The 20,521-nt window shown below is 67.7% G+C and carries 19 protein-coding genes, 1 tRNA gene and 1 other RNA gene; 10 read left to right on the plus strand and 11 right to left on the minus strand.

Translation table 11 applies throughout. From position 1 onward, the window contains the following. Positions 1 to 142: 142 nt before the first annotated feature. The 3 genes from H7I57_RS17645 to H7I57_RS17655 are packed head-to-tail and all read right to left on the minus strand — an operon-like array spanning position 143 to position 3,247. Positions 143 to 1,213 (minus strand): ATP-dependent DNA ligase, encoded by a 1,071-nt coding sequence (locus H7I57_RS17645; protein ID WP_264024970.1) that lies wholly within the window; start codon positions 1,211 to 1,213, stop codon positions 143 to 145. A 53-nt stretch (positions 1,214 to 1,266) separates the two neighbouring features. Next, positions 1,267 to 1,911 carry a TetR/AcrR family transcriptional regulator gene (locus H7I57_RS17650; protein ID WP_264024971.1) on the minus strand — a complete coding sequence of 215 codons (645 nt, stop codon included), beginning with the start codon at positions 1,909 to 1,911 and terminating at the stop codon, positions 1,267 to 1,269. Then, entirely contained in the window at positions 1,880 to 3,247 is a 1,368-nt protein-coding gene (locus H7I57_RS17655) for an aromatic ring-hydroxylating oxygenase subunit alpha (protein ID WP_264024972.1), read from the minus strand. The genes H7I57_RS17650 and H7I57_RS17655 overlap by 32 nt, the downstream gene beginning before the upstream one ends. A gap of 116 nt (positions 3,248 to 3,363) precedes the next feature. Between H7I57_RS17655 and H7I57_RS17660 the strand changes: the two genes are divergently transcribed. The 5 genes from H7I57_RS17660 to H7I57_RS17680 all read left to right on the plus strand — a co-directional run bounded on the left by H7I57_RS17660 (position 3,364) and on the right by H7I57_RS17680 (position 8,909). Continuing rightward, positions 3,364 to 5,124: an N-acyl-D-amino-acid deacylase family protein gene (locus H7I57_RS17660; protein WP_264024974.1), complete on the plus strand. Its 1,761-nt coding sequence runs from the start codon at positions 3,364 to 3,366 to the stop codon at positions 5,122 to 5,124. Between the two features lie 287 nt (positions 5,125 to 5,411). Continuing rightward, positions 5,412 to 6,554, plus strand: a complete 1,143-nt coding sequence (locus H7I57_RS17665) for an ATP-dependent DNA ligase (protein ID WP_264025076.1) — start codon at positions 5,412 to 5,414, stop codon at positions 6,552 to 6,554. Further along, a complete protein-coding gene (gene ligD, locus H7I57_RS17670; protein ID WP_264024975.1) occupies positions 6,554 to 7,603 on the plus strand; it encodes a non-homologous end-joining DNA ligase in 1,050 nt (349 codons plus the stop codon). The genes H7I57_RS17665 and ligD overlap by 1 nt, the downstream gene beginning before the upstream one ends. A 32-nt stretch (positions 7,604 to 7,635) precedes the next feature. Beyond that, a complete protein-coding gene (locus H7I57_RS17675; RefSeq protein WP_264024976.1) occupies positions 7,636 to 8,145 on the plus strand; it encodes a hypothetical protein in 510 nt (169 codons plus the stop codon). Beyond that, positions 8,142 to 8,909 (plus strand): thioesterase II family protein, encoded by a 768-nt coding sequence (locus H7I57_RS17680; protein ID WP_264024977.1) that lies wholly within the window; start codon positions 8,142 to 8,144, stop codon positions 8,907 to 8,909. The genes H7I57_RS17675 and H7I57_RS17680 overlap by 4 nt, the downstream gene beginning before the upstream one ends. 45 nt (positions 8,910 to 8,954) lie before the next feature. Here H7I57_RS17680 and H7I57_RS17685 read toward each other — a convergent pair whose 3' ends face one another. The 4 genes from H7I57_RS17685 to H7I57_RS17700 all read right to left on the minus strand — a co-directional run bounded on the left by H7I57_RS17685 (position 8,955) and on the right by H7I57_RS17700 (position 12,098). Beyond that, positions 8,955 to 10,040, minus strand: a complete 1,086-nt coding sequence (locus H7I57_RS17685; protein WP_264024979.1) for an NAD(P)H-dependent amine dehydrogenase family protein — start codon at positions 10,038 to 10,040, stop codon at positions 8,955 to 8,957. A gap of 45 nt (positions 10,041 to 10,085) precedes the next feature. Continuing rightward, complete coding sequence (locus H7I57_RS17690; protein ID WP_372510259.1) at positions 10,086 to 11,108, minus strand: S1C family serine protease; 1,023 nt, start codon at positions 11,106 to 11,108, stop codon at positions 10,086 to 10,088. Between the two features lie 46 nt (positions 11,109 to 11,154). After that, complete coding sequence (gene lucA / locus H7I57_RS17695; RefSeq protein WP_264024981.1) at positions 11,155 to 11,940, minus strand: lipid uptake coordinator LucA; 786 nt, start codon at positions 11,938 to 11,940, stop codon at positions 11,155 to 11,157. Positions 11,941 to 12,012: 72 nt separating this feature from the next. Next, a tRNA-Ser gene (locus H7I57_RS17700) sits at positions 12,013 to 12,098 on the minus strand. 102 nt (positions 12,099 to 12,200) lie between these two features. Here H7I57_RS17700 and ffs point away from each other — a divergent pair. From ffs to H7I57_RS17715, 3 genes are all read left to right on the plus strand, one after another. Beyond that, an RNA gene (gene ffs, locus H7I57_RS17705) (signal recognition particle sRNA small type) lies at positions 12,201 to 12,295 on the plus strand. 38 nt (positions 12,296 to 12,333) lie between these two features. Further along, positions 12,334 to 13,632, plus strand: coding sequence for an aspartate aminotransferase type Ic (locus H7I57_RS17710; RefSeq protein WP_264024982.1), 1,299 nt, complete (start codon positions 12,334 to 12,336; stop codon positions 13,630 to 13,632). A 26-nt stretch (positions 13,633 to 13,658) separates the two neighbouring features. Then, a complete protein-coding gene (locus H7I57_RS17715) occupies positions 13,659 to 15,605 on the plus strand; it encodes a DNA polymerase III subunits gamma/tau (RefSeq protein WP_264024984.1) in 1,947 nt (648 codons plus the stop codon). A 9-nt stretch (positions 15,606 to 15,614) separates the two neighbouring features. Here the strand turns inward: H7I57_RS17715 and H7I57_RS17720 are convergent, their stop codons facing one another. The 3 genes from H7I57_RS17720 to H7I57_RS17730 are packed head-to-tail and all read right to left on the minus strand — an operon-like array spanning position 15,615 to position 18,710. Continuing rightward, complete coding sequence (locus H7I57_RS17720; RefSeq protein ID WP_264024986.1) at positions 15,615 to 15,995, minus strand: phage holin family protein; 381 nt, start codon at positions 15,993 to 15,995, stop codon at positions 15,615 to 15,617. A 16-nt stretch (positions 15,996 to 16,011) separates the two neighbouring features. Further along, complete coding sequence (locus tag H7I57_RS17725; RefSeq protein ID WP_264024988.1) at positions 16,012 to 17,334, minus strand: class I SAM-dependent methyltransferase; 1,323 nt, start codon at positions 17,332 to 17,334, stop codon at positions 16,012 to 16,014. Continuing rightward, positions 17,331 to 18,710, minus strand: coding sequence for an FAD-binding oxidoreductase (locus H7I57_RS17730; protein WP_264024990.1), 1,380 nt, complete (start codon positions 18,708 to 18,710; stop codon positions 17,331 to 17,333). The genes H7I57_RS17725 and H7I57_RS17730 overlap by 4 nt, the downstream gene beginning before the upstream one ends. Positions 18,711 to 18,790: 80 nt before the next feature. On the opposite strand from H7I57_RS17730, the gene H7I57_RS17735 reads away from it, so the two are divergent. After that, positions 18,791 to 19,255, plus strand: a complete 465-nt coding sequence (locus H7I57_RS17735) for an SRPBCC family protein (protein WP_264024991.1) — start codon at positions 18,791 to 18,793, stop codon at positions 19,253 to 19,255. Positions 19,256 to 19,282: 27 nt separating this feature from the next. Here the strand turns inward: H7I57_RS17735 and H7I57_RS17740 are convergent, their stop codons facing one another. After that, positions 19,283 to 20,014, minus strand: a complete 732-nt coding sequence (locus H7I57_RS17740) for an Rv3717 family N-acetylmuramoyl-L-alanine amidase (RefSeq protein WP_372510261.1) — start codon at positions 20,012 to 20,014, stop codon at positions 19,283 to 19,285. 164 nt (positions 20,015 to 20,178) lie between these two features. Between H7I57_RS17740 and H7I57_RS17745 the strand changes: the two genes are divergently transcribed. After that, positions 20,179 to 20,520, plus strand: coding sequence for a YbaB/EbfC family nucleoid-associated protein (locus H7I57_RS17745; protein WP_264024992.1), 342 nt, complete (start codon positions 20,179 to 20,181; stop codon positions 20,518 to 20,520). The last annotated feature ends 1 nt before the right edge of the window (position 20,521 follow it).

Here is a 20,521-nt window from a genome sequence, read left to right on the forward strand (position 1 = left end):
ACGAATCCGCGGTGCAACGATCCCGGTGCACCGCGGAAAGTTTGCCGGATGCATTAGCGCCACGTACCCCCTGAAGGCGATTGTATTCACAATTTCGCCGGCATTCTCCTTTTTTGCTGTTGTGGTGTCCGTGATCCGGTGGCTATCCGAGCCCTGGGACGATGTCGCCGAGGCTGAAGGTCACTGGGCGCTCGAGCTGCTCGAACGTGCACGACCGCGCATCGCGGTCTGGGCGCCAGCGGTTGAACTGCGCTGTGTGCCTGAATCTTTCGCCTTCCATGTGGTCGTAGCGGACCTCGACCACCCGCTCGGGCCGCAGCGGCACGAACGACAGGTCCTTGCCTGCGTTCCACCGGGAGCCGCCGCCGTACCTGCGCGCGAGCTCAGGGTCTGCCGCGGCCTGGGCCGCCCAATTCCACGGGTGGCGGTCGAAGCTCGTGACCAGTGGCTGCAATTCGGACACCAGTTCGCGGCGCCTGGCCATCGGGAACGCGCCGATGACGCCGACGGACGCCAGTTCACCGTCCTCGCGGTAGAGCCCGAGCAGCAGTGAGCCGACGGCGTCGTCGCCGGACTTGTGCAGCCGGTAACCGGCCACCACGCAGTCCGCGGTGCGGGCGTGCTTGACCTTGAACATCACCCGCTTGTCCGGCAGATACCGCCCGTCGAGCGGTTTGGCGATCACCCCGTCGAGACCCGCGCCCTCGAATTCGTCGAACCAACGCGTCGCGGTGTCGATATCCGTGGTCGCCGGCGTGACATGGAACGACGGACCCGACCCGGCCAGCGCGTCGACCAGCGCCGCACGCCGTTCGGCGAAGGGACGGCCGGTGTAGTCGTCATCGCCGAGCGCCAGCAGATCGAACGCGATGAACGCCGCGGACGTCTGCTCCGCCAGCATCCGGACCCGCGACGCCGCCGGGTGCAGGCGCAGCTGCAGGGCTTCGAAATCCAGCCCCCGCTCGGTGGCGATGACGATCTCGCCGTCCAGCACGCACCGCTGCGGCACCTCCGTGAGGGCTGCGGCGACGAGCTCGGGGAAGTACCGCGTCAGCGGCCGCTCGTTGCGGCTGCCCAACTCGACCTCGTCGCCGTCGCGAAACAGGATGGACCGGAACCCGTCCCACTTCGGTTCGTAGGACGCCCCGGGCGGGATCGTCCCCACCGACTTGGACAGCATCGGTGACACCGGAGGCATGACGGGCAGCTGCACTCGACCATTGTCGCGCGGACCCGCCCGGGTCAGGTCACAGGTCGGAGACGCTGTCAGTGACAGGCGGATTCGCGCAGTCTCGCCATCAGTGCGTTGAGGACGAACTCGAAGACCGCGTCGTAGTCGGTGGGGGCCTGGAGTGCTTCTACGAGGGCGCGGTCGGGCAGGGCATCCGCCCAGAGAGACGGATCCTCCTCGTCGTGCTTGGCTCCGCGTACCGCGGAGAACTGCATGACCGCCGACGAGATGACGTGCACTTGCACCGCGCGCAGGATCAGCGCCGCATCGGCTCCGATCACGCCGAGCTCGGCGAGTTGTGCCGCCAGCGCCCGCTGTATGGGCAGGAACAGTTGCGGTGTGCGGTCGCGCTCATGGGCGATGCCGAGCAGGTGCTGGCGCTCGATGAGTACTTTGCGTTGCGACCGGGCCAGCGACGCAATGCGTTCGACGGGATCGGTACCTTCGGCGGGCAGGTTCGCCAGTTCACCGAGCAGTCGCTCGACGAGCCTGTCCAGGAGTTGGTCCCGGCCGCCGATGTGCCAGTAGATGGATGTGACCGCCACGCCGAGTCGGTCGGCGAGGCTGCGCATGGTCAGCGCCTTCACCCCGTCGATCTCGATCAGCTGGGCTGCGGTCTTCAGGATCGATTCCGCAGTGACGCCCGGGTCACCGGGGGGTTTGCGGCGCGGTGGCGCCATCGGTGTCACCTCCGGTCATTCGATCCGGTTCCGGGACATCGAGATAACGTTCGAGGTTGCGATGCATGTTGATGATGCGTCGCTCCTCATTGGACAGGACCGCGTGCGTCAAACCCGGTTGATGCAATCCGCGCTGCACGCCGGGCAGCACCGCGATGTCCTGGGTCAGAACCAGACCGGGGTGGGCCTCGTCGGCCGTCAGTCGCATGTCCGCCGGGACGGTACGCGGTGCACCCGGCGGCATTCTCATCCACAACGTCATGACGAGTTCGCCCCGGTCTGGATCGACGCCCGGGCGAGAGGTCAGCACCGTCAGGTGGTCGGCGTTGGTCAACACCGACAGGTTGGGGAACACGTTGTACTGGTGTAGCCGCATGATCTGCTCGTCGGTGGCCCATGCCAGATCGACACCCCGCTCGGCGGCGAAGGCTCTCGTCCGGCCGGCGATCACCTCGGCCACGGACTGGTCGGGCAGTTGTTGCTCGGCCGGAAACGGGGCGCCCGCGGCGACGCCCATGAGTGCGCCCTGGGTGCACACGTAGGCGTCCCATACCGCAGCGTCGTCCACGCTCTCCTTGAGGTGCGGGCTGGGCACGCCGTACAGCTGTTCGGACTTGCCGGTGTGTCCCCAAATGGTCTGCGGTGCATAGACATCATCCATGCACCGGTGGAGTTCGGGGTGCAACGTCTGGATATGGTAGGTCTCGCTGAACCCGTCGGCGATCGTCTTCCAGGTGGCGTCGACGTCGATGGTCATGGTGGCGTAGCAGCGGAACTCGCTCAGCCGGTTCCACGCGATGTCCTCCGGAACCGCCTCGAGGTAATCGCGCAGCGGCACCGCGGTGGCATCGAGATTGACGAACACGAATCGCTCCCATGTGTCGACCTGCGCCGCGATGAGCGGGAACTCACTCATGGGCAGCGCGCCGAAACCCTTGCGGTGCGGCACTCGCCGCAACGCGCCCTGCAGATCCCATGTCCAGCCGTGGTACCCGCACCGGAGTTCGCGCAATTGCGAGCCGGCACCGGTGCACAGGGCGTTACCGCGGTGACGACAGACGTTCTGAAATGCCCGCAGCTCACCGTCGTCACCCCGGATGACAAGTACGGAGTATGGCCCGCAACGGTATTCGAAGTAGTCACCGGGTTCGGCCACATGGTCGAGGGTGCACGCGAACTGCCAGACCCTGGGCCACATCCGTTCGGTCTCGAGTGCTGCGAACTCGGCCGAGTAGTAGCGCTCCGCCGGAACCAGGGCCGGACGCTGAGGTGGCGTACCGATGGCGTCCTCTCGCTGAGCGCGGGGGCGGAGGCTGGGCTGCGCCGTGTGTGTCATGACTGATCCTTCGAAAAAGTCGCTACCCGCGCTTCGCAACGCTATTACATTCGACTCTGTAACGGTGTTACATTCGCGAAGAAGTCGGCTGACGTCCGCGCTCGAGGAGGCAAATCGTGTTCGACCTGAAGATCACTGGTGGGACCGTGGTGGACGGCACGGGTGCGGACCGATTCGCGGCCGACGTGGCGGTGAAGGACGGCAAGATCGTCGAGATTCGTCGCCGCGGGCCGGGTGACCCTCCGCTGGAGGGCAACGCCACCGAGACGATCGACGCCACCGGAAAGATCGTGGCGCCGGGTTTCGTCGACATCCACACGCACTACGACGGTCAGGTCAGCTGGGACAGCGTGCTGGAACCGTCCAGCAATCACGGTGTGACGACCGTCGTCGCCGGCAACTGCGGCGTCGGGTTCGCGCCGGTGCGGCCGGGCAGCGAGGAATGGCTTATCGCCCTGATGGAGGGCGTCGAGGACATTCCTGGGACGGCGCTGACCGAGGGCATCACCTGGGGCTGGGAGAGCTACGCGGAGTATCTCGACGTGATCGGCCGACGAGAACTGGCCGTCGACTTCGGCAGTCAGATCGCGCACGGCACGGTGCGCGCGTATGCGATGGGGGAGCGCGGCGCCCGCAACGAACCGGCGACCCCGGAGGACATCGCTGCGATGAGCCGTTTGGTCCGCGAAGCCGCCGAGGCAGGCGCACTGGGCTTCTCGTCGTCCCGCACCATCGCGCACCGCGCCATGGACGGCGAACCCGTTCCCGGCACGTATGCGGCAGAGGATGAACTCTTCGCCCTCGGCCACGCGATGGCCGCCGGTGGGGCAGGCGTCTTCGAACTCGCCCCGCAAGGCGCGGCAGGTGAGGACATCGTCGCACCCAAGAAGGAACTGGAGTGGATGCGACGGCTGGGCTCCGAGATCGATTGCGCCCTGAGCTTCGCGTTGATCCAGGTCGATGCCGACCCGAATCTGTGGCGCGAACAACTCGACATCTCGGCGGCCGCGCATGAGGCGGGCAGCCGGCTTCACCCGCAGATCGCCGCCCGCCCGTTCGGGATGCTGCTCGGCTTCCCCGGCCACCATGCCTTCACTCACCGCCCCACCTATCGGCGGCTGGAGGCCGAGTGCAGCCGCGAGGAACTCGCCGCCCGACTGGCCGAACCGGCTGTGCGGCAGGCGATCCTGGCCGAAGATGATCTGCCGATCGATCCGACGAAGCTGTTCGACGGCATGTTCGCCCTGGCGCAGAACGTGACGGAGCGGCTGTACTACCTCGGTGAGCCGCCCAACTACGAGCCCACCGACGAGGACACCGTGGCCGCGATCGCGCGCGAGCGTGGGCAGGAGGCGCTGGCGGCGATGTACGACCTGATGCTGGAGGCCGACGCCGGCAACATGCTGATGTTCCCGATGTTCAACTACTCCAACGGAAACCACGACGCGATCCGCGAGGTGATCACCCACCCAGCCGGTGTGATGGGGCTGTCCGACGGAGGCGCACATTGCAGCATGATCTGCGATGCGTCCTACCCGACGTTCCTGCTGACCCACTGGGCGAGGGATCGGCACCGGGGTGCCACACTGCCGCTGGAGTACGTCATCCGCAAGCAGGCGCACGACACCGCACAGCTGTTCGGACTGACCGACCGCGGCGTCATCAGCTTCGGCAAGAAGGCCGACGTGAACGTGATCGACATGGATGCGCTCACGCTGCACGCCCCGCGGATGGCCTACGACCTGCCCGCTGGCGGTCACCGCTTGGTCCAGGGGGCTTCCGGCTACGACGCCACCGTCGTCAGCGGCGTCGTGACGCGCCGGCACGGCGCCGACACGGGGGCACGTCCGGGTCGGTTGGTGCGCGGAGCGCGGTAGGTATCTGGGCGAGCGTAGCGACGGGAGAATGACATCCGGGGCGAGCGTAGCGACGGGAGAATGACATCCGGGGCGAGCGTAGCGACGGGAGAATGACATCCTTCCGGTGCGGCCCGCGGTACCGGCCGGCTCAGCTGGCCCCGCCAGACTCCGATGCGTTCGAGCAACCACAACTCTTCGCCGCAGATCTCAACGCGTATGGAACGAGCCTCCGCGAGGCAGGCCTGTTCAGTTGACCTGGACGGCTGCTGCGATGACATTGTCTGGGTACACCGGTCTACGTGAGTATGGAACCCGTGTCCTTTTCCGCAGACCTTCCGGTCATGCCCCCGCTGGAGCCGATGCTGGCCAAGGCGCAGGCCAAGGTGCCTCCGGAGTCCGGCGTCTGGTCGTATGAGCCCAAGTGGGACGGCTTCCGTGCGCTGGTGTTCCGCGACGGTGACGAGGTCCTGCTGCTCTCGCGCAGCGGCAAGGACCTGGGCCGCTACTTTCCCGAGGTCCTCGAGTCGGTGCGCGACGAACTTGCCCCGCGGTGCGTGCTCGACGGCGAGATCGTCGTCCCCCGAGAGATCGCCGCGGACGCGACGAGCAAAACGGCCAGGAGCCGCACCCGGCTGGACTGGGAGTCGCTGAGTCAGCGCATCCATCCCGCCGACTCCCGGGTGCGCAAGCTCGCCGAGGAGACGCCCGCGCACTTCATCGGCTTCGACGCGCTGGCCACCGGCGACACGTCCCTGCTCAAGGAGCCGTTCCGGGTGCGCCGCGAGGCGCTGCTCGACGCGGTCGACGAGAAGCAGTGGTGTCACGTCACCCGCGCCACCGAAGACCCCGAACTGGGTGCGCAGTGGCTCGAGGAGTTCGAAGGCGCAGGCCTGGACGGAGTGATCGCCAAGCGCCTCGACGGCCACTACCTGCCGGGCAAGCGGGAGATGGTCAAGGTCAAGCACGCCCGCGACGCCGACTGCGTGGCCATCGGGTACCGGATCCACAAGAGCGGCGAGGGAGTCGGCTCGATCCTGCTGGGTCTCTACCGCGACGACGGAGAACTTCAGATGGTCGGCGGCGCGGCGTCGTTCACCGCCAAAGCCCGGCTGTCACTGCTGGCCGACCTGGAGCCGCTGCGCATCGGAGACGACGTCCGCGACGGCGATCCCAGCCGGTGGAACTCCGCGGCCGACAAACGCTGGATTCCGGTACGTCCGGAGAAGGTGTGTGAGGTCGCCTACGACCAGATGGAGGGAAACACTCTCCACGGAGCCGGGCAGCCCTCTCACGGTCGGCGTTTTCGGCACGCGGTGAAGTTCATGCGCTGGCGGCCCGACCGCGACCCGGCCAGCTGCACCTTCGACCAGCTCGACGTCCCTCTGAACTACGACCTCTACGACGTCTTGGAGTCAGGCGCTAGCGAAGCGACGGGGAAGGGATACTGATGGCAACTCCCGCAACCGAACTCGACGTCGACGGCGTCAAGGTCAGACTCACCAATCCGGACAAGCCGTACTTCCCGAAACTGGGCAAGGACGGCACGAAGGGCAAGCTCGTCGACTACTACCTGGCCGTCGCCGACCGCATGGTGACGCTGTTGCGGGACCGGCCGGTTCACCTGCAGCGCTTCCCCGACGGCATCGAGGGTGAGGAGATCTACCAGAAGCGGGTGCCGCAGAAGCACCCCGACTACCTCGAGACCTGCACCGTGACCTTCCCGTCCGGGCGCACCGCCGATGCGCTCAAGATCACCCACCCGTCGGCGATCATCTGGGCCGCGCAGATGGGCACGGTGACGCTGCATCCGTGGCAGGTGCGCTGCCCCGACACCGAGCATCCCGACGAGTTGCGGATCGACCTCGACCCGCAACCCGGCACCGGCTTCGCCGAAGCCGCCCATGTCGCCGTCGATGTCCTGAAACCGTTGCTCGACGAACTCGGCCTGGTCGGTTACCCGAAGACGTCCGGCGGGCGGGGCGTGCACGTATTCCTCCGGATCAAGACCGACTGGGATTTCATCGCGGTGCGCCGCGCCGGCATCGCCCTGGCCCGCGAGGTCGAGCGTCGCGCGCCGGAGGCGGTGACGACGTCGTGGTGGAAGGAGGAGCGGGGACAGCGGATCTTCATCGACTACAACCAGAACGCCCGCGACCGGACGTTCGCGTCGGCCTACTCGGCGCGCAAGACCCCGATCGCCACTGTGTCGACACCGCTGACCTGGGACGAACTGCGCAGTGCCGATCCCGATGACTACACGATCAACTCGGTGCCGCAGTTCCTCGCCGGGCGCGACGACCCGTGGGCGGGGATCGACGACACCGAGCAGTCCCTCGAAGTCCTGCTGGAGATGGTGCAGGCCGATGAGGACCGCGGCCTCGGTGACCTGCCGTACCCGCCGAGTTACCCGAAGATGCCGGGCGAACCGCCGCGGGTGCAGCCCAGCAAGAAGGTCGCCGCGCACTGGGACGCCGAGGGAAACCGACTCGCCGACTAGTCACCGCGAGGCTTCCAGATACCCTGCTCTGCATGCCGATCGCGCAGAAGCTGGCGAGCACGACCTTCCGTAAGCTCCTCGCCGCCCTTGCGATCGTCGGGATGCTCGTCAGCGGTATCGGCATCGCCTCGGTCATGATCTTCGGCCAGCCCGATCAGCTGCAGGCAGAGCCTCCGCGGCGTGAACCGCCGAAGCCGCCGCCGCCGTCGGTGCCGACGGTCACTGAGTTCCTGGTCGGGGTGGGCGTCACCGCGCAGAACTGCGATCCCGCCGGAGTGTGTCTGTACACCTACACCATCGACCCGAATTATGTTGGGCTGCATCCGTTCCCGGAGACGCCTTTCACCGTGGAGTACGAGGTCACTGGCGGCTTCCAGCCCCAGCAGGGCTCGTTCACCGTCGAAGGTGAGCAGGCGCAGATCCTCAAGGACGTCACCGTCGAGGGGCCGCCGGGCGCTCAACTGCAGGCCAAGGTCGTTCGGATCTTCGACGCGCCACCACCGCCTGGGGGGCCACCACCGCCTGGGGCGCCGCAACCATGACGACCCCGGCTACGCGCAATCCCTGGGTCCGCAACTTCCACCCCGCGCCCAACGCCCGCACGCGCCTGCTCTGCTTCCCGCACGCGGGTGGCTCGGCCAGCTACTTCTTTCCGCTGTCGAGCGCCCTGGCACCCGAGTTCGACGTGTACGCCGTGCAGTACCCGGGACGCCAGGACCGCTACACCGAGGCGCTCATCGATGACATCGACGACATGGCCGACCAGGCATACGAGGCGCTGGAACCGCTGATCGACGCGCCTGTGGCGCTCTTCGGCCACAGCATGGGTGCGGTGCTGGCGTTCGAGGTCGCGCGCCGGATCGAGACGCTGGCCGGGCGCAGTCCCGTGCTGGTCTTCGCGTCAGGGTCGCGGGCGCCGAGCCGATACGGTGACGAGCAGGAAGCGGACGGATCTCAAGGAGATGAGGACCTGCTCGACGTGATGCGTGACCTCGGCGGCACCGACCCGCGGGTGCTCAACGATCCCGACATGCTGGCGACCTTCCTGCCCGCGTTCGGCAGTGACTATCGCGCGCTGCAGAAGTACCACCGCGGCACCGAGGTCGCCATCAACGCCCCCGTGGTCGTGATGACGGCGACCGACGACCCGAAGACCAGCGTGGACGACGCCAGCGCGTGGCTCGAGCACACCTCGGGCGGCGGCGAGGTGCACACCTTCTCCGGCGGCCACTTCTATCTCGAGAAGCAGCCCCAGCGGGTCATCGAGGTGATCGCGCAGGCGCTGCGTTCGACCGAGGGCGGCTAGCCGCCGCCGGCAACTGGTTAACCGCGGACCGCTCGGCGGTAGTGCTCAGCCGGTCGGCACCACCCCTCGGGGCATCGGCAGCGGCAGGTCGTTGTAGGTCGCGATCCCCGGCGCCGCCGCGACGACCGCCGGGATCGCGTGGATCGGCGGCAACGCGGTCATGATGTGGCCGAGCACGAAGAAGTCCTCGAGCGTCTTGGCGCTCTCGATCATGTCCTGCGGCGGCAGGAATCCGACGGACATGTTGACCGTCGGCCGGCCGTCGATGGTGATCTTCCAGCCGTCGCCGTCGAGTTTCCAGTCCGGCTCCAGCTTCTGGCCCTTCTTCCACCGGACGTTGATGTCGATGACGGTACGCTGCCGTCCGGCATCATCTTTGACTAAGCCCTGCCAGCTCGCGTACACCCCGGCGACGTGTCCGGCCTTGATGGTCCAGGACGCCATGGGCAGGTCCTCGGTGGTCTGGGCGTATTCGGACACGCACTTGATCTCGTCGAGCTCGATGCCGAGGGCGTCGGCGACCAGTTGCACAGCCTCGGCGAACACCGCCGTGCCCTTCGCGGCCATCGGCTGCAGGTTCGGATCGTCGATGGCCATGTCGAAGCCGACGGGGCGCTCGGTGTCGGGGGAGTCGTAGAGGGTGGTGTCGGCGGACTCGGCGATCGTGACCTTGTCGATGCGGTCGCACGCGGTTCCCGCCACGATGGCCAGGAGTTCGGCGAAACCGGGACTGACGCCGGAGCCGAACAGTGTCGATCCGCCACGCTGACATGCCTCGGCGAGCTTGTCCCGTCCGTCGCCCAGGTTGTGTCCGGTGATGAACGAGGCCGACGCGACGACGTTGACGCCTGCCTCCAGGATGCGCACGAGTTCGTCGACGTCGATCCACATCGGGTTGTAGACCACCACGTCCGGTTTGAGCGACAGCAGGGCGTCCACGTCGTTGGTGGCGGTCACGCCCAGCGGTTCGATCCCGGCGAGTTCGCCGACGTCGCGGCCGGCCTTGTCCTCGGACCAGGCGTAACACCCGACCAGTTCCAGTGTCGGGTTCTTCGCTATCGCAGCGACCGAGCTCTTTCCGACGTTTCCCGTCGTCCACTGGACGACCCGATAAGACGCATTGTTGGGCACTCGCTCAGCATAGGGTTTCGCCGCACGCCGGCCCCCGCGTTTGCGTTAATTCACGCCCGGGGTCAGCAGGGCCTTGCCGGTACGCGTCTGCCCGGTGGCGTCGATCCACGTCAGGTCGAGCACATCACCGGCGTAGTGCCTGTCGAGCACCGAGGTCAGGGTGTTCGTCGAGTCCAGCGTGACGCCGTCGAGGCTGACGATGACGTCGCCGGCCACCAACCCTGCCTGGTCTGCGGGTCCGCCGATCATGACCTCCTGGATGAGGACACCCACCTCGTCCCGCGGCGCGGTGCGCACCCCGACGCCGAGCAGGACCGGCGGCCCGATGTGGACCGCGTCGGAGGGGATGCCTGCCCGGATCTGACCGGCCACCGCCATCGCGTCGTTGATCGGGATCGCGAACCCCTTGCCGCCGGGACCCATGCGGAAGTTCACCGACGCCGCCGTCGTGACGCCCACGACCTGCCCGGCGCCGTTGACCACGGGTCCGCCGGAGTCACCCGCGCGCACCGGTGCGGCGAACTCCATGAGGCCGGTCAGTTCGTCGGAGGTACCGGTCAGCGTGTCCTCGGCGTTGACGGTGCGATCGAACCCGGTCACCGTGCCGACCTCACGAGTCAGTGGGCCATCGGTGCCCATGGCGTTGCCGAGCGCCACCACCGGCTCGCCGGGAACCAGCACGCCGGAGTCGCCGATGGGCGCGGCGGGCAGACCGCCCGCGCCGATCAGCTGAATCACCGCGATGTCGCGCTTGCGGTCGTACCCCACCAGCGTGGCCGGGTAGGAGCGACCCCCGACCGTTCCGGTGATCCGGTCGGCCCCCTGGACGACGTGGAAGTTGGTCAGCACCTGCCCGCCGGGATCGAGCACGACGCCGGTCCCCAGCCCGATGACGCCCTGGTAGTCGACTGCGGTGTCGATGCGCACCACCGCAGGTTCGGCCTGCGCCGCCGCCGCGATGGGATCAGCGGGCGCGGCCGTTGCGGGCGCCATGGGTGCGACGAGGGCGACGGCCGCCGTCAGTGCGATCGGCAGTCGTCGAAGCGAGGGAAACAGGCCCATAGTCATCAATAGTGGCTGCGCAGTCGGCTGCTGTCGACGTGGCGCTCGCCGATCAGTCCTCGACGGCGACGCCGCCGCGGGTCCGGCGGCGCCGTCCCTGCGCGGATCCCTTGCCGGCCGGACGCCTGTTCTGCAGCTTGCCGTCGGCGGCTTCGGCGTCGTCGGTATCGGCTTTCTCCGAGGTCGGAGGGTTCATTTCGCCGCTTTCCTCCGGTGCCGCGTCGGTCGCCGCAGTGTCGGGCACCTCGGCAGTGGGGGCGGGCGTCTCCTCGGCGACGGTGGTGTCGTGCGAATCGTCGGTGGTTTCTGACGATTCGGTGTCCTCTGCGACTTCGGCTGACTCTTCGGCGGACTCACCCTTACGGCCGCGCCTGCCTTTGCGCTCCTTGACCTTCAGCGGTTTGGGCGGTGGCGGGGGCAGTTCGACGACGAACGCCAGGTAGAAGGCCAAGGCGCCGAGGAGCGTGAGCGCGGCCGCCGCACCGTAGATGCCGAACAGCCACTGCCCGACGGAGTCCAGCGACAGCCAGATCTCGCTGATCGCCGCGCCGATGATGAGCACACCCGCCAGCACGTGCAGTGCGATGGACACCGTGCGCAGGGACAGCGCGAGCTTCGGGGTGCCGAACTCGGGCCTGCGGGTACGGAGCAGCGTGAACACGACGGGAAGCGCCGCAAGCCCGATCAATGCGCCGGTGACGATGCGCAGCACCGTGCCGAGCGTCGGCGAGGTGTCTCCCAGCAGCTCGGGCATGCGAGGGAGCACGAAGAAGAAATAGAGGACACCGGCGGCGATGGAGAACGACGCGTGCCAGATCACCGCGACGGTGCGGCCCATACCCCTCCTCTAGCTTGTTTGCCCGGGGTGCGACCGTGCTGTCGGCCAGTCGGTCGCACCCCGGACTGAGTGCGGAGGATAGGGGATTTGAACCCCTGAGGGCTATTAACCCAACCCGCGTTCCAGGCGAGCGCCATAGGCCACTAGGCGAATCCTCCGTCGGCCATGGTAACCGACCCCCTGGTCGGCTCTTAAATCACGTAAATCACGCGCGGGCGTCGCTCGCCTTAAGGCGACCACGGCACGGGTACTACACTCTTCGTGGACCCCGCGCGGCGTCTATCCTGTGAACTCCCCCAGGGCCGGAAGGCAGCAAGGGTCAATGGGCTCTGGCGGGTGCGCGGGGTCCCCTTACATTCTGGAGAATCCACGCACGACGGTGAAAGGCGCGCGGTGTCGTTTCAGTCGCTCGGTCGTGACGAACTGCTGGCGCAGCACGAGCTACAGAAGCGCAACTACGCCGAGCTGCAGGCCAAGACGCTCCGCCTGGACCTCACGCGCGGCAAGCCGTCACCCGCCCAACTGGACCTGTCCAACGGGCTGCTCGAGCTGCCAGGGACGGGACGCGACGCCTTCCGCGACGCCGACGGCACCGATACCCGCAACTACGGCGGCCAGCACGGGCTGCCGGAACTGCGGGCGATCTTCGGCGAGCTGCTCGGCATCCCGGTGCCGAATCTGATCGCGGGCAACAACGCCAGCCTCGAGTTCATGCATGACGTCATCGTGTACTCGCTGCTGCACGGCGGGGTGGACTCGCCGCGACCATGGATAGACGAGCTCCGGGACCACAATGGCGTGAAGTTCCTGTGCCCCGCACCGGGCTACGACCGCCACTTCGCGATCACCGAGAGCCTCGGCATCGAGATGATCACCGTGCCGATGCTCGAGGACGGCCCCGACGTCGGTCTGATCGAGGAACTCGTGGCCGCCGACCCGGCGATCAAGGGCATGTGGTGCGTTCCGGTGTACTCCAACCCGACGGGCACCACGTACTCCTGGGAAACCACCCGTCGCCTGGTGCAGATGAAAACGGCGGCAACCGATTTCCGGCTCATGTGGGACAACGCGTACGCGGTGCACACACTCACCCACGATTTCGTCCGGCAGGTCGACATCCTGGGCCTCGCCGCGGCGGCCAATCATGCCAACCGACCGCTGGTCTTCGCCTCCACGTCGAAGATCACCTTCGCCGGCGCAGGTGTCAGCTTCTTCGGCGGATCGCTGGGCAACATCGCCTGGTACCTGCAGCACGCAGGCAAGAAATCCATCGGCCCCGACAAGGTGAACCAACTGCGACACCTGCGGTTCCTCGGTGATGCCGATGGGGTGCGCCTGCACATGCAGCGCCACCAGGAGCTGCTGGCGCCGAAGTTCGCGCTGGTGCTGGAGATCCTCGAGGACCGTCTCGGCGACGCGAAGATCGCGTCCTGGACCGAGCCGAAGGGCGGTTACTTCATCAGCCTGGACGTGCTGCCAGGGACCGCCAAGCGGACCGTGGCGCTGGCCAAGGACGCCGGTATCGCGGTCACCGAGGCGGGTGCGTCGTTCCCCTACCGAAAAGACCCGGAGGACAAGAACATCCGGATCGCGCCGACCTTCCCGTCGACGTCTGATCTGCGTGAGGCCATCGATGGTCTCGCGACGTGCGCGCTGCTCTCGGCCAGTGAGTCACTGCTGGCCGACAACTAGTCGGCACTGGTCGGTAGCCTGCTTCCGTGGCTCTCTATCGCAAGTACCGACCGGCGACCTTCGCTGAGGTCGTCGGGCAGGAACACGTCACCGAGCCGCTGTCGACGGCGCTGAACTCGGGCCGGATCAACCACGCCTACCTGTTCTCCGGCCCCAGGGGCTGCGGGAAGACGTCCTCGGCGAGGATTCTGGCCCGCTCGTTGAACTGCGCGCAGGGCCCCACGGCGACTCCGTGCGGGGTGTGTGACTCGTGTGTCTCCTTGGCGCCGAACGGGGGCGGCAGCGTCGACGTCACCGAACTCGACGCCGCCAGCCACGGCGGGGTGGACGACACCCGTGAACTCCGCGACCGCGCGTTCTACGCGCCCGCCCAGTCGCGGTACCGCATCTTCATAGTCGACGAGGCCCACATGGTCACCACGGCGGGGTTCAACGCCCTGCTCAAGATCGTCGAGGAGCCGCCCGAGCACCTGATCTTCGTGTTCGCGACCACCGAACCGGAGAAGGTGCTGCCGACCATCCGGTCGCGGACCCACCACTACCCGTTCCGGCTGCTCGCACCCAAGACCATGCGCACGCTGATCGAGAAGATCATCGCCGCGGAGAACGTCGACGTCGACGACGCGGTGTTCCCGCTGGTGATCCGCGCCGGTGGCGGTTCCCCCCGCGACACGTTGAGCGTGCTCGACCAACTCCTGGCCGGTGCGGACGAGAACCACGTCGCCTACCAGCGCGCACTGGCCCTGCTCGGCGCCACGGACCTGGCATTGATCGACGATGCCATCGACGCGTTGGCCGCCGGGGACGCCGCCGCGCTGTTCGGCGCCGTGGAGGGCGTCATCGACGCCGGCCACGACCCCCGCAGGTTCGCCACCGATCTGCTGGAGCGGTTCCGCGACCTGATCGTGCTGCAGGCGGTGCCCGACGCGGTCGCTCGGGGCGTCGTCGACGGGCCGGAGGACGTCCTGGAGCGGATGCGCGACCAGGCCGCGCAGGTCGGGATGGCCACCCTGACCCGCTACGCCGAGGTGGTGCACGCCGGGCTGGGTGAGATGCGCGGCGCGACCGCACCGCGGCTGTTGCTCGAGGTGGTGTGTGCGAGGCTGCTGCTGCCCTCGGCCAGCGACACCGAGGCGGCGCTGCTGCAGCGCGTCGAACGCATCGAGACCCGGCTCGACCTGTCGATCCCGGCAGACGAGAACGTCCCTGCCGGCGTCGCGCCGCCGAAGCAGTACGTCCGCAAGACGCAAGCCGCCCCGGAAGCCGTCGCCGCACCCGAACCCGGACCCGCGCCGCAGGCATCCACACCCGCGCCGCCGCCGCCCGCCGCGAAGCCCGTTACGCCACCCGCCGCGAAGCCCGTTACGCCACCCGCGGCGAAGCCGGTGGAACCCGAGCCGGTCGCGCCGCCGCCCACACCGAAAGCCGTTGAGCCCGAACCTGTCTCACCGCCGCCGGTACGACCCCCGGCAGCGCCCGCGGTGGAGGCGCCGCCGACGACACCGGCGGCTGCCGTCGCCGCAGGCGAACCCAACGCCGCGGCGGTACGCAGCATGTGGACCACGGTGCGGGAGAAGGTGCGCGAACGCAGCCGCACCACCGAGGTGATGCTGGCGGGTGCGATCGTGCGCGCTGTCGACGGAGACACCCTGGTCCTGAGCCACGAATCCGCGCCACTGGCGAAACGCCTCACCGAGCAGCGCAACGCCGATGTCATCCGGGAAGCCCTCAAGGATGCGCTCGGCGTGAACTGGAAGATCCGCTGCGACGCAGGTGCCGCGCCTCCCGCACCCGCGGAAGCGCCGCCACCGCAGGCCGATCCCACCCCGGCCGAGGCGCCGCACGACGACGAGGTCGAGAGCATGCTGGCCGAGGCAAGCACTGTGGACCCCGCCGCGCCGCGCCGCGATCCCGAGGAAGCCGCCCTGGAACTCCTTCAGAGCGAACTGGGGGCGCGCCGCATCGAGGGCTGAGCCCGCCGCTCAGGCCGCGTTCTTCTTCTCCCGCAGCACCAGGAGCGGAAGCACCACCGTCGCCACTGCGGTGACCAACCACACCACCACGGTGGCCCCGATCCACGAACCGATGCCGCGAATGCTCAACCCGTTGGACAACAGTGAGGCCAGCAGCAGCGCGACGAAGGTCGACACCAACCCGATGCCGCCCAGGAACGCCGACGCGTACCTGCTGGCCATCTTGAGGAAGAACGGCGACAAGAGCGCCTGCGCCACAGTGAAGATCACCACTGCGGTGACGAAACCCCACGCAGACAGCGACACCCCGGGCACCAGCCAGCCTGCCGCGAGCAACCCGATCGCCGCAGACCCGAGGAACACGGCGACGCGCAGCAGGAACCGGATCATCGCGTGAGCCTAACCTCTATGCCGCCCACCAGGGCCGCAACGGCAACCCGCCGTCGCCACCGCGCTCGTCGAGCTTGACGGCGAGCACCTGGTGCAGCTGAATCGCGTTCTGCTCGAAGCCGACCCGGGACCCGGCCATGTAGAGCCCCCATACCTTGGCGGTGGGCAGACCGACCTCCGCGACCGCTTCATCCCAGCGCTCCACGAGGTTGCGGCACCAGTCGCGAAGGGTCAGCGCATAGTGGTGTCGCAGATTCTCCTCGTGCACCACCTCGAGGCCGACGTCCTGCATCTCGGTGATGATGCGGCCGGAACCGGTGAGCTCCCCGTCGGGGAACACGTAGCGGTCGATAAAACCGCCCGCGGTGGGGCCGTGCCGGTTGTCGTGGCGGGTGATGCAGTGGTTGAGCAGCAACCCGCCGGTGCGCAGCTTGGATCGCAGGAAGCGGAAGTAGGCCGGGTAGTTCGCCACCCCGATGTGCTCGGTGAGCCCGATCGAGGACACCGCGTCGAACTGCGACTCCCGCACGTCGCGGTAGTCGCTGTGGCGCACCTCGGCCAGGTCACCCAGACCGTCCTCGGCGATGGCCTTCTGCGCCCACGCCGCCTGCTCCTTCGACAGCGTCACGCCGATCACCTTCACGCCGTGCTGCGCCGCGTAGCGCACCATGCCGCCCCAGCCGCAGCCCACGTCGAGCAGTCGGTCGCCCGGCTTCAGGCGCAGCTTCTCGAAGACCAGCCGGTACTTGTTCTCCTGCGCCTCCTCCAGCGTGGCGTCGGGGTGGGGGTAGCACGCGCAGGTGTAGGTCATCGAGGGGCCGAGCACCCACTCGTAGAAGGTGTTGGAGACGTCGTAGTGGTGATGGATCGCCTCCGCATCGCGGGTCTTGCTGTGCCGCAAGCCTTCTGCGAAGCGCCGCCAGCGCGGGAGTGCCTCCTGCGGAGGAGGCGCGATCGGCATGAGGTGCTCGATACCGATGGACCGGATCACGTTGGCCAGCACCCGAGCCGACGGGCGCTTGAACTGCAGCTTCTGGGCCAGCGCGGAGAGCAGGTCGTAGGGATCGCCCGGATGGACCCCGTGGGGCTCCAGGTCGCCGGACACGTAGGCCCGGGCCAGCCCGAGGTCTCCGGGTGCGGTGGCCAGGTAGGTGGTGCCGCGCGGCGTGCGCAGATACAGCCCGAGGGTGGCGTCCTCGGGTCCGGCGCTGCTGCCGTCATAGGCCGTGAACTTCAGCGGCAGCCGACCGGCCGAGAAGATCTCGAGGATCTCCGCCAGTGAGAGTTTCCCCTCGGAGTTGTCCGGCGCATCTGTGGCGCGTTCCCGAAATGTCGTCATTGTCTTCGCACCGCCTTCGCATACAGATCGAGGAAACGTGAGTCAGGGTCGTAGGACTTCTTCACCGTCTTGTAGATCTCACCGCCGTAGAGCTCGTCGAACTCCTCGGGGGAGTAGTAGGAATCCGAGTACAGCGACTTGTGTCCGTCGAGGTCGCTGACCCTGCGCTCGATCATCCTGTTCGTGTACCCCTCCTCAGGGCCGACGGGCACCGATGACCAGAAGCCGATGTTGACGTACGTCTGATGCGGGTGCAGCGGATACAGCGGCCAGTTGCCCTCATCGCGAAGCCGCAACGGGCACAGCCAGATCGGTTCGATGGGCACGTTGTCCAGGAACCAGGCCACGAACTCGGCGGTACGGCCGATCGGCACCTCGACGTCCTGGACCACCCGTTCGCGCGGTGGGCGGCCGTTCCGCTTCTCGATGCGGTCGGCGATGTCGAACCGCTGGTCGTAGCCGATGAGCTTCCAGTAGAAGCTGCTGCGCCGGTACTTGCGCGGCCACCATCGCCGGATTCGTGGATTCTGTGCGCCGAATGCCCGCGAGCACCAGAACCAGTCGGTGTCCCACCGCCACAGGTAGTCGTGGATGGTCAGCCTGTCGTGCTTCTCACCGTCCTCGTGTCGGATCGACTGGTAATAGATGTCCTTGCCGGTGTAATCGCTGACCGGACCGGGGGTGGCCGACTGGACGCCGACGCAGAGGTAGCCCTCGTCGGCGCTGAACACTACACCGTCGAGGTAGTCGACCCGGTCGCCGTTGAGACCGCCGGTCTCGATGATCTGGTCCATCGCGTCGACGAGGTCGGCCACGGACCTGAACCTGAGGTGACGCAACGCGACGAACGGCTTGACCGGCTCCAGCTCGATCTTCAGTCGAACCGAATAGCCAAGTGTGCCATAGGAATTCGGGAAGGACCGGAAAAGGTCGCCGTGCTCGTCGGGGGAGGCCCGGATGATCTCGCCGGTCCCGGTGAGGATGTCCATCTCCAGGACGGACTCATGGGGCAACCCGTTGCGGAACGACGCCGACTCGATCCCCAGCCCGGTGACCGCGCCCCCGAGCGTGATGGTCTTGAGCTGAGGCACCACCAACGGCGACAGGCCGTAGGGCAATGTGGCGGCGACCAGATCCTCGTAGGTGCACATGCCCGCCACGTCGGCCGTGCGCGCGTCCGGGTCGACCGCGATGACATCCGTCAGCCCCGAGGTGTCCAACCCCGGCCCGCTGTTCTTCGCCCGGGCGCGAAACAGGTTCGACGTCGGCTTGGCGAGCCGGACCGCGGCATCGGCCGGGATGGCCCGGTAACTGGTGAGAAGCCGCTGCACGCCGTCGGAGTGAGCGGCCCGTGCGTCGGCTGAGGCAACAGACACACATATACGCTAGTCCGCGGTTGCAGCCGATGCGACCTACCGAAGCACCGACACCAGCTGTTTATAAGGAGTTTGCACTGATGGGACAGGTCAGCGCGTCCAGCACGGTCCTGATCGACGCCGCGCCGGCGACTGTTCTGGGCGCCGTCGCGGATTACGAGGCCATGCGCCCGAAGATCCTCTCCGCGCACTACAGCGGCTACCAGGTGCTCCAGGGCGGTCAGGGTGCAGGCACCGTGGCCACCTGGAAGCTGCAGGCCACCAAGTCGCGCTCCCGTGACGTGAAAGCCAGCGTCGACGTGGCTGGTCACACCGTTATCGAGAAGGACGAGAACTCCTCGATGGTGACCAACTGGACCGTCGCACCGGCGGGCCCGGGGTCGTCGGTCACCGTCAAGACGTCCTGGCAGGGCGCCGGCGGTATCGGGGGTTTCTTCGAGAGGACGTTCGCACCGATCGGGTTGCGCAAGATCCAGGCCGAGGTCCTCGGAAACCTCAAGCGTGAGGTCGAGGGCACTGTGGGCGTCGAGGGCACCGAGGCCTGAGCCCGCGCTCGGCGGGTCGGTTCCGGCTCACCGCTGGGAGCCGAGGAACGCGACGATGCCGCGGACCACGGCGTCGGCGTACTTCTGCCGCCCCTGCTCCGTCGTCATCAACGCCGAATCGACCGCGTTCTTCATGTTCCCGAGCTCGACGAGGATCGACGGGTACTGCGCGAGGTTGAGCCCGGCGATGTCGGAGCGCGGGTTGAGGCCCGATGAGCCGATGTAGGTAGCGGGCGGAATCCCCGAGCCCGCCAGCTGGTCACGCATGACCTGGGCGAACTGCACCGACGGACCCGCCTGCGCCGCATTGAGCGGGGGTGCCGAGTACAGCACGTGGAAGCCGCGCCCGGTGGGGGGACCACCGTCACCGTGTATCGAGACCACCGCGTTGGGCCGGATCGCATTGGCCAGCGCCGCGCGCTCGTCGACGCACGGACCCAGACCGGTGTCGTCGCCGCGCGACATCGCCGTGCGTACTCCGAGGGCGGTCAGAGCCTGGCGGATCCGCAGCGTGGTGTCCCACGCGAAGGTGTGCTCGGGGAATCCGTCGCCGGTCGAGGTGCCGCTGGCCTGGCAGTCCTTGGTGCCGCCGCGCCCGGTGGGCACCTGCCTGCTGATCGACGCGTCGTTGGCGCCGTTGTGGCCGGGGTCGAGGAAGACGATCTTCCCGGCGAGGTTGGCGGGGGCTGCGTGGGCCGGGCCGGCGAGCGTCGACGCGGCGACGAGCATTGCGGCGGCGACTGCTGAACCTATTCGCATGCCGACACGGTGGTGGGCTGGCACGTGCACGGCGCCACGGTAGCCCGCATGCCGACTACGCTGAAAGGCAAAAGTGCCGGATCACGACGAGCGCAACCAAGTCGAGACCGACACGAAACTCCTCGCATACCTGAACGCATCAACCGACACCTAGAGGATCAGTCATGCAACCCGGTGGCCAACCCGATATGTCAGCACTGCTCGCGCAGGCTCAGCAGGTGCAGCAGCAGTTGATGGAGGCCCAGGAGGCCCTCGCCAACGCCGAGGTGCACGGCCAGGCCGGTGGTGGGCTGGTGCAGGTCACGATGCGAGGCAGCGGCGAGGTGGTGGCCGTGTCGATCGACCCGAAGGTCGTTGAGCCCTCCGACGTCGAGACGCTGCAGGATCTGATCGTCGGCGCGATCTCCGATGCCGCCAAGCAGGTCACCATCCTGGCCCACGACCGGCTGGGACCGCTGGCGGGAGGGCTCGGCGGTCAGGGATTCCCGAGCCTGCCGGGGATGTGAC

This window comes from Mycolicibacterium pyrenivorans (assembly GCF_025821625.1).
Taxonomy (GTDB): Bacteria; Actinomycetota; Actinomycetes; order Mycobacteriales; family Mycobacteriaceae; genus Mycobacterium; species Mycobacterium pyrenivorans.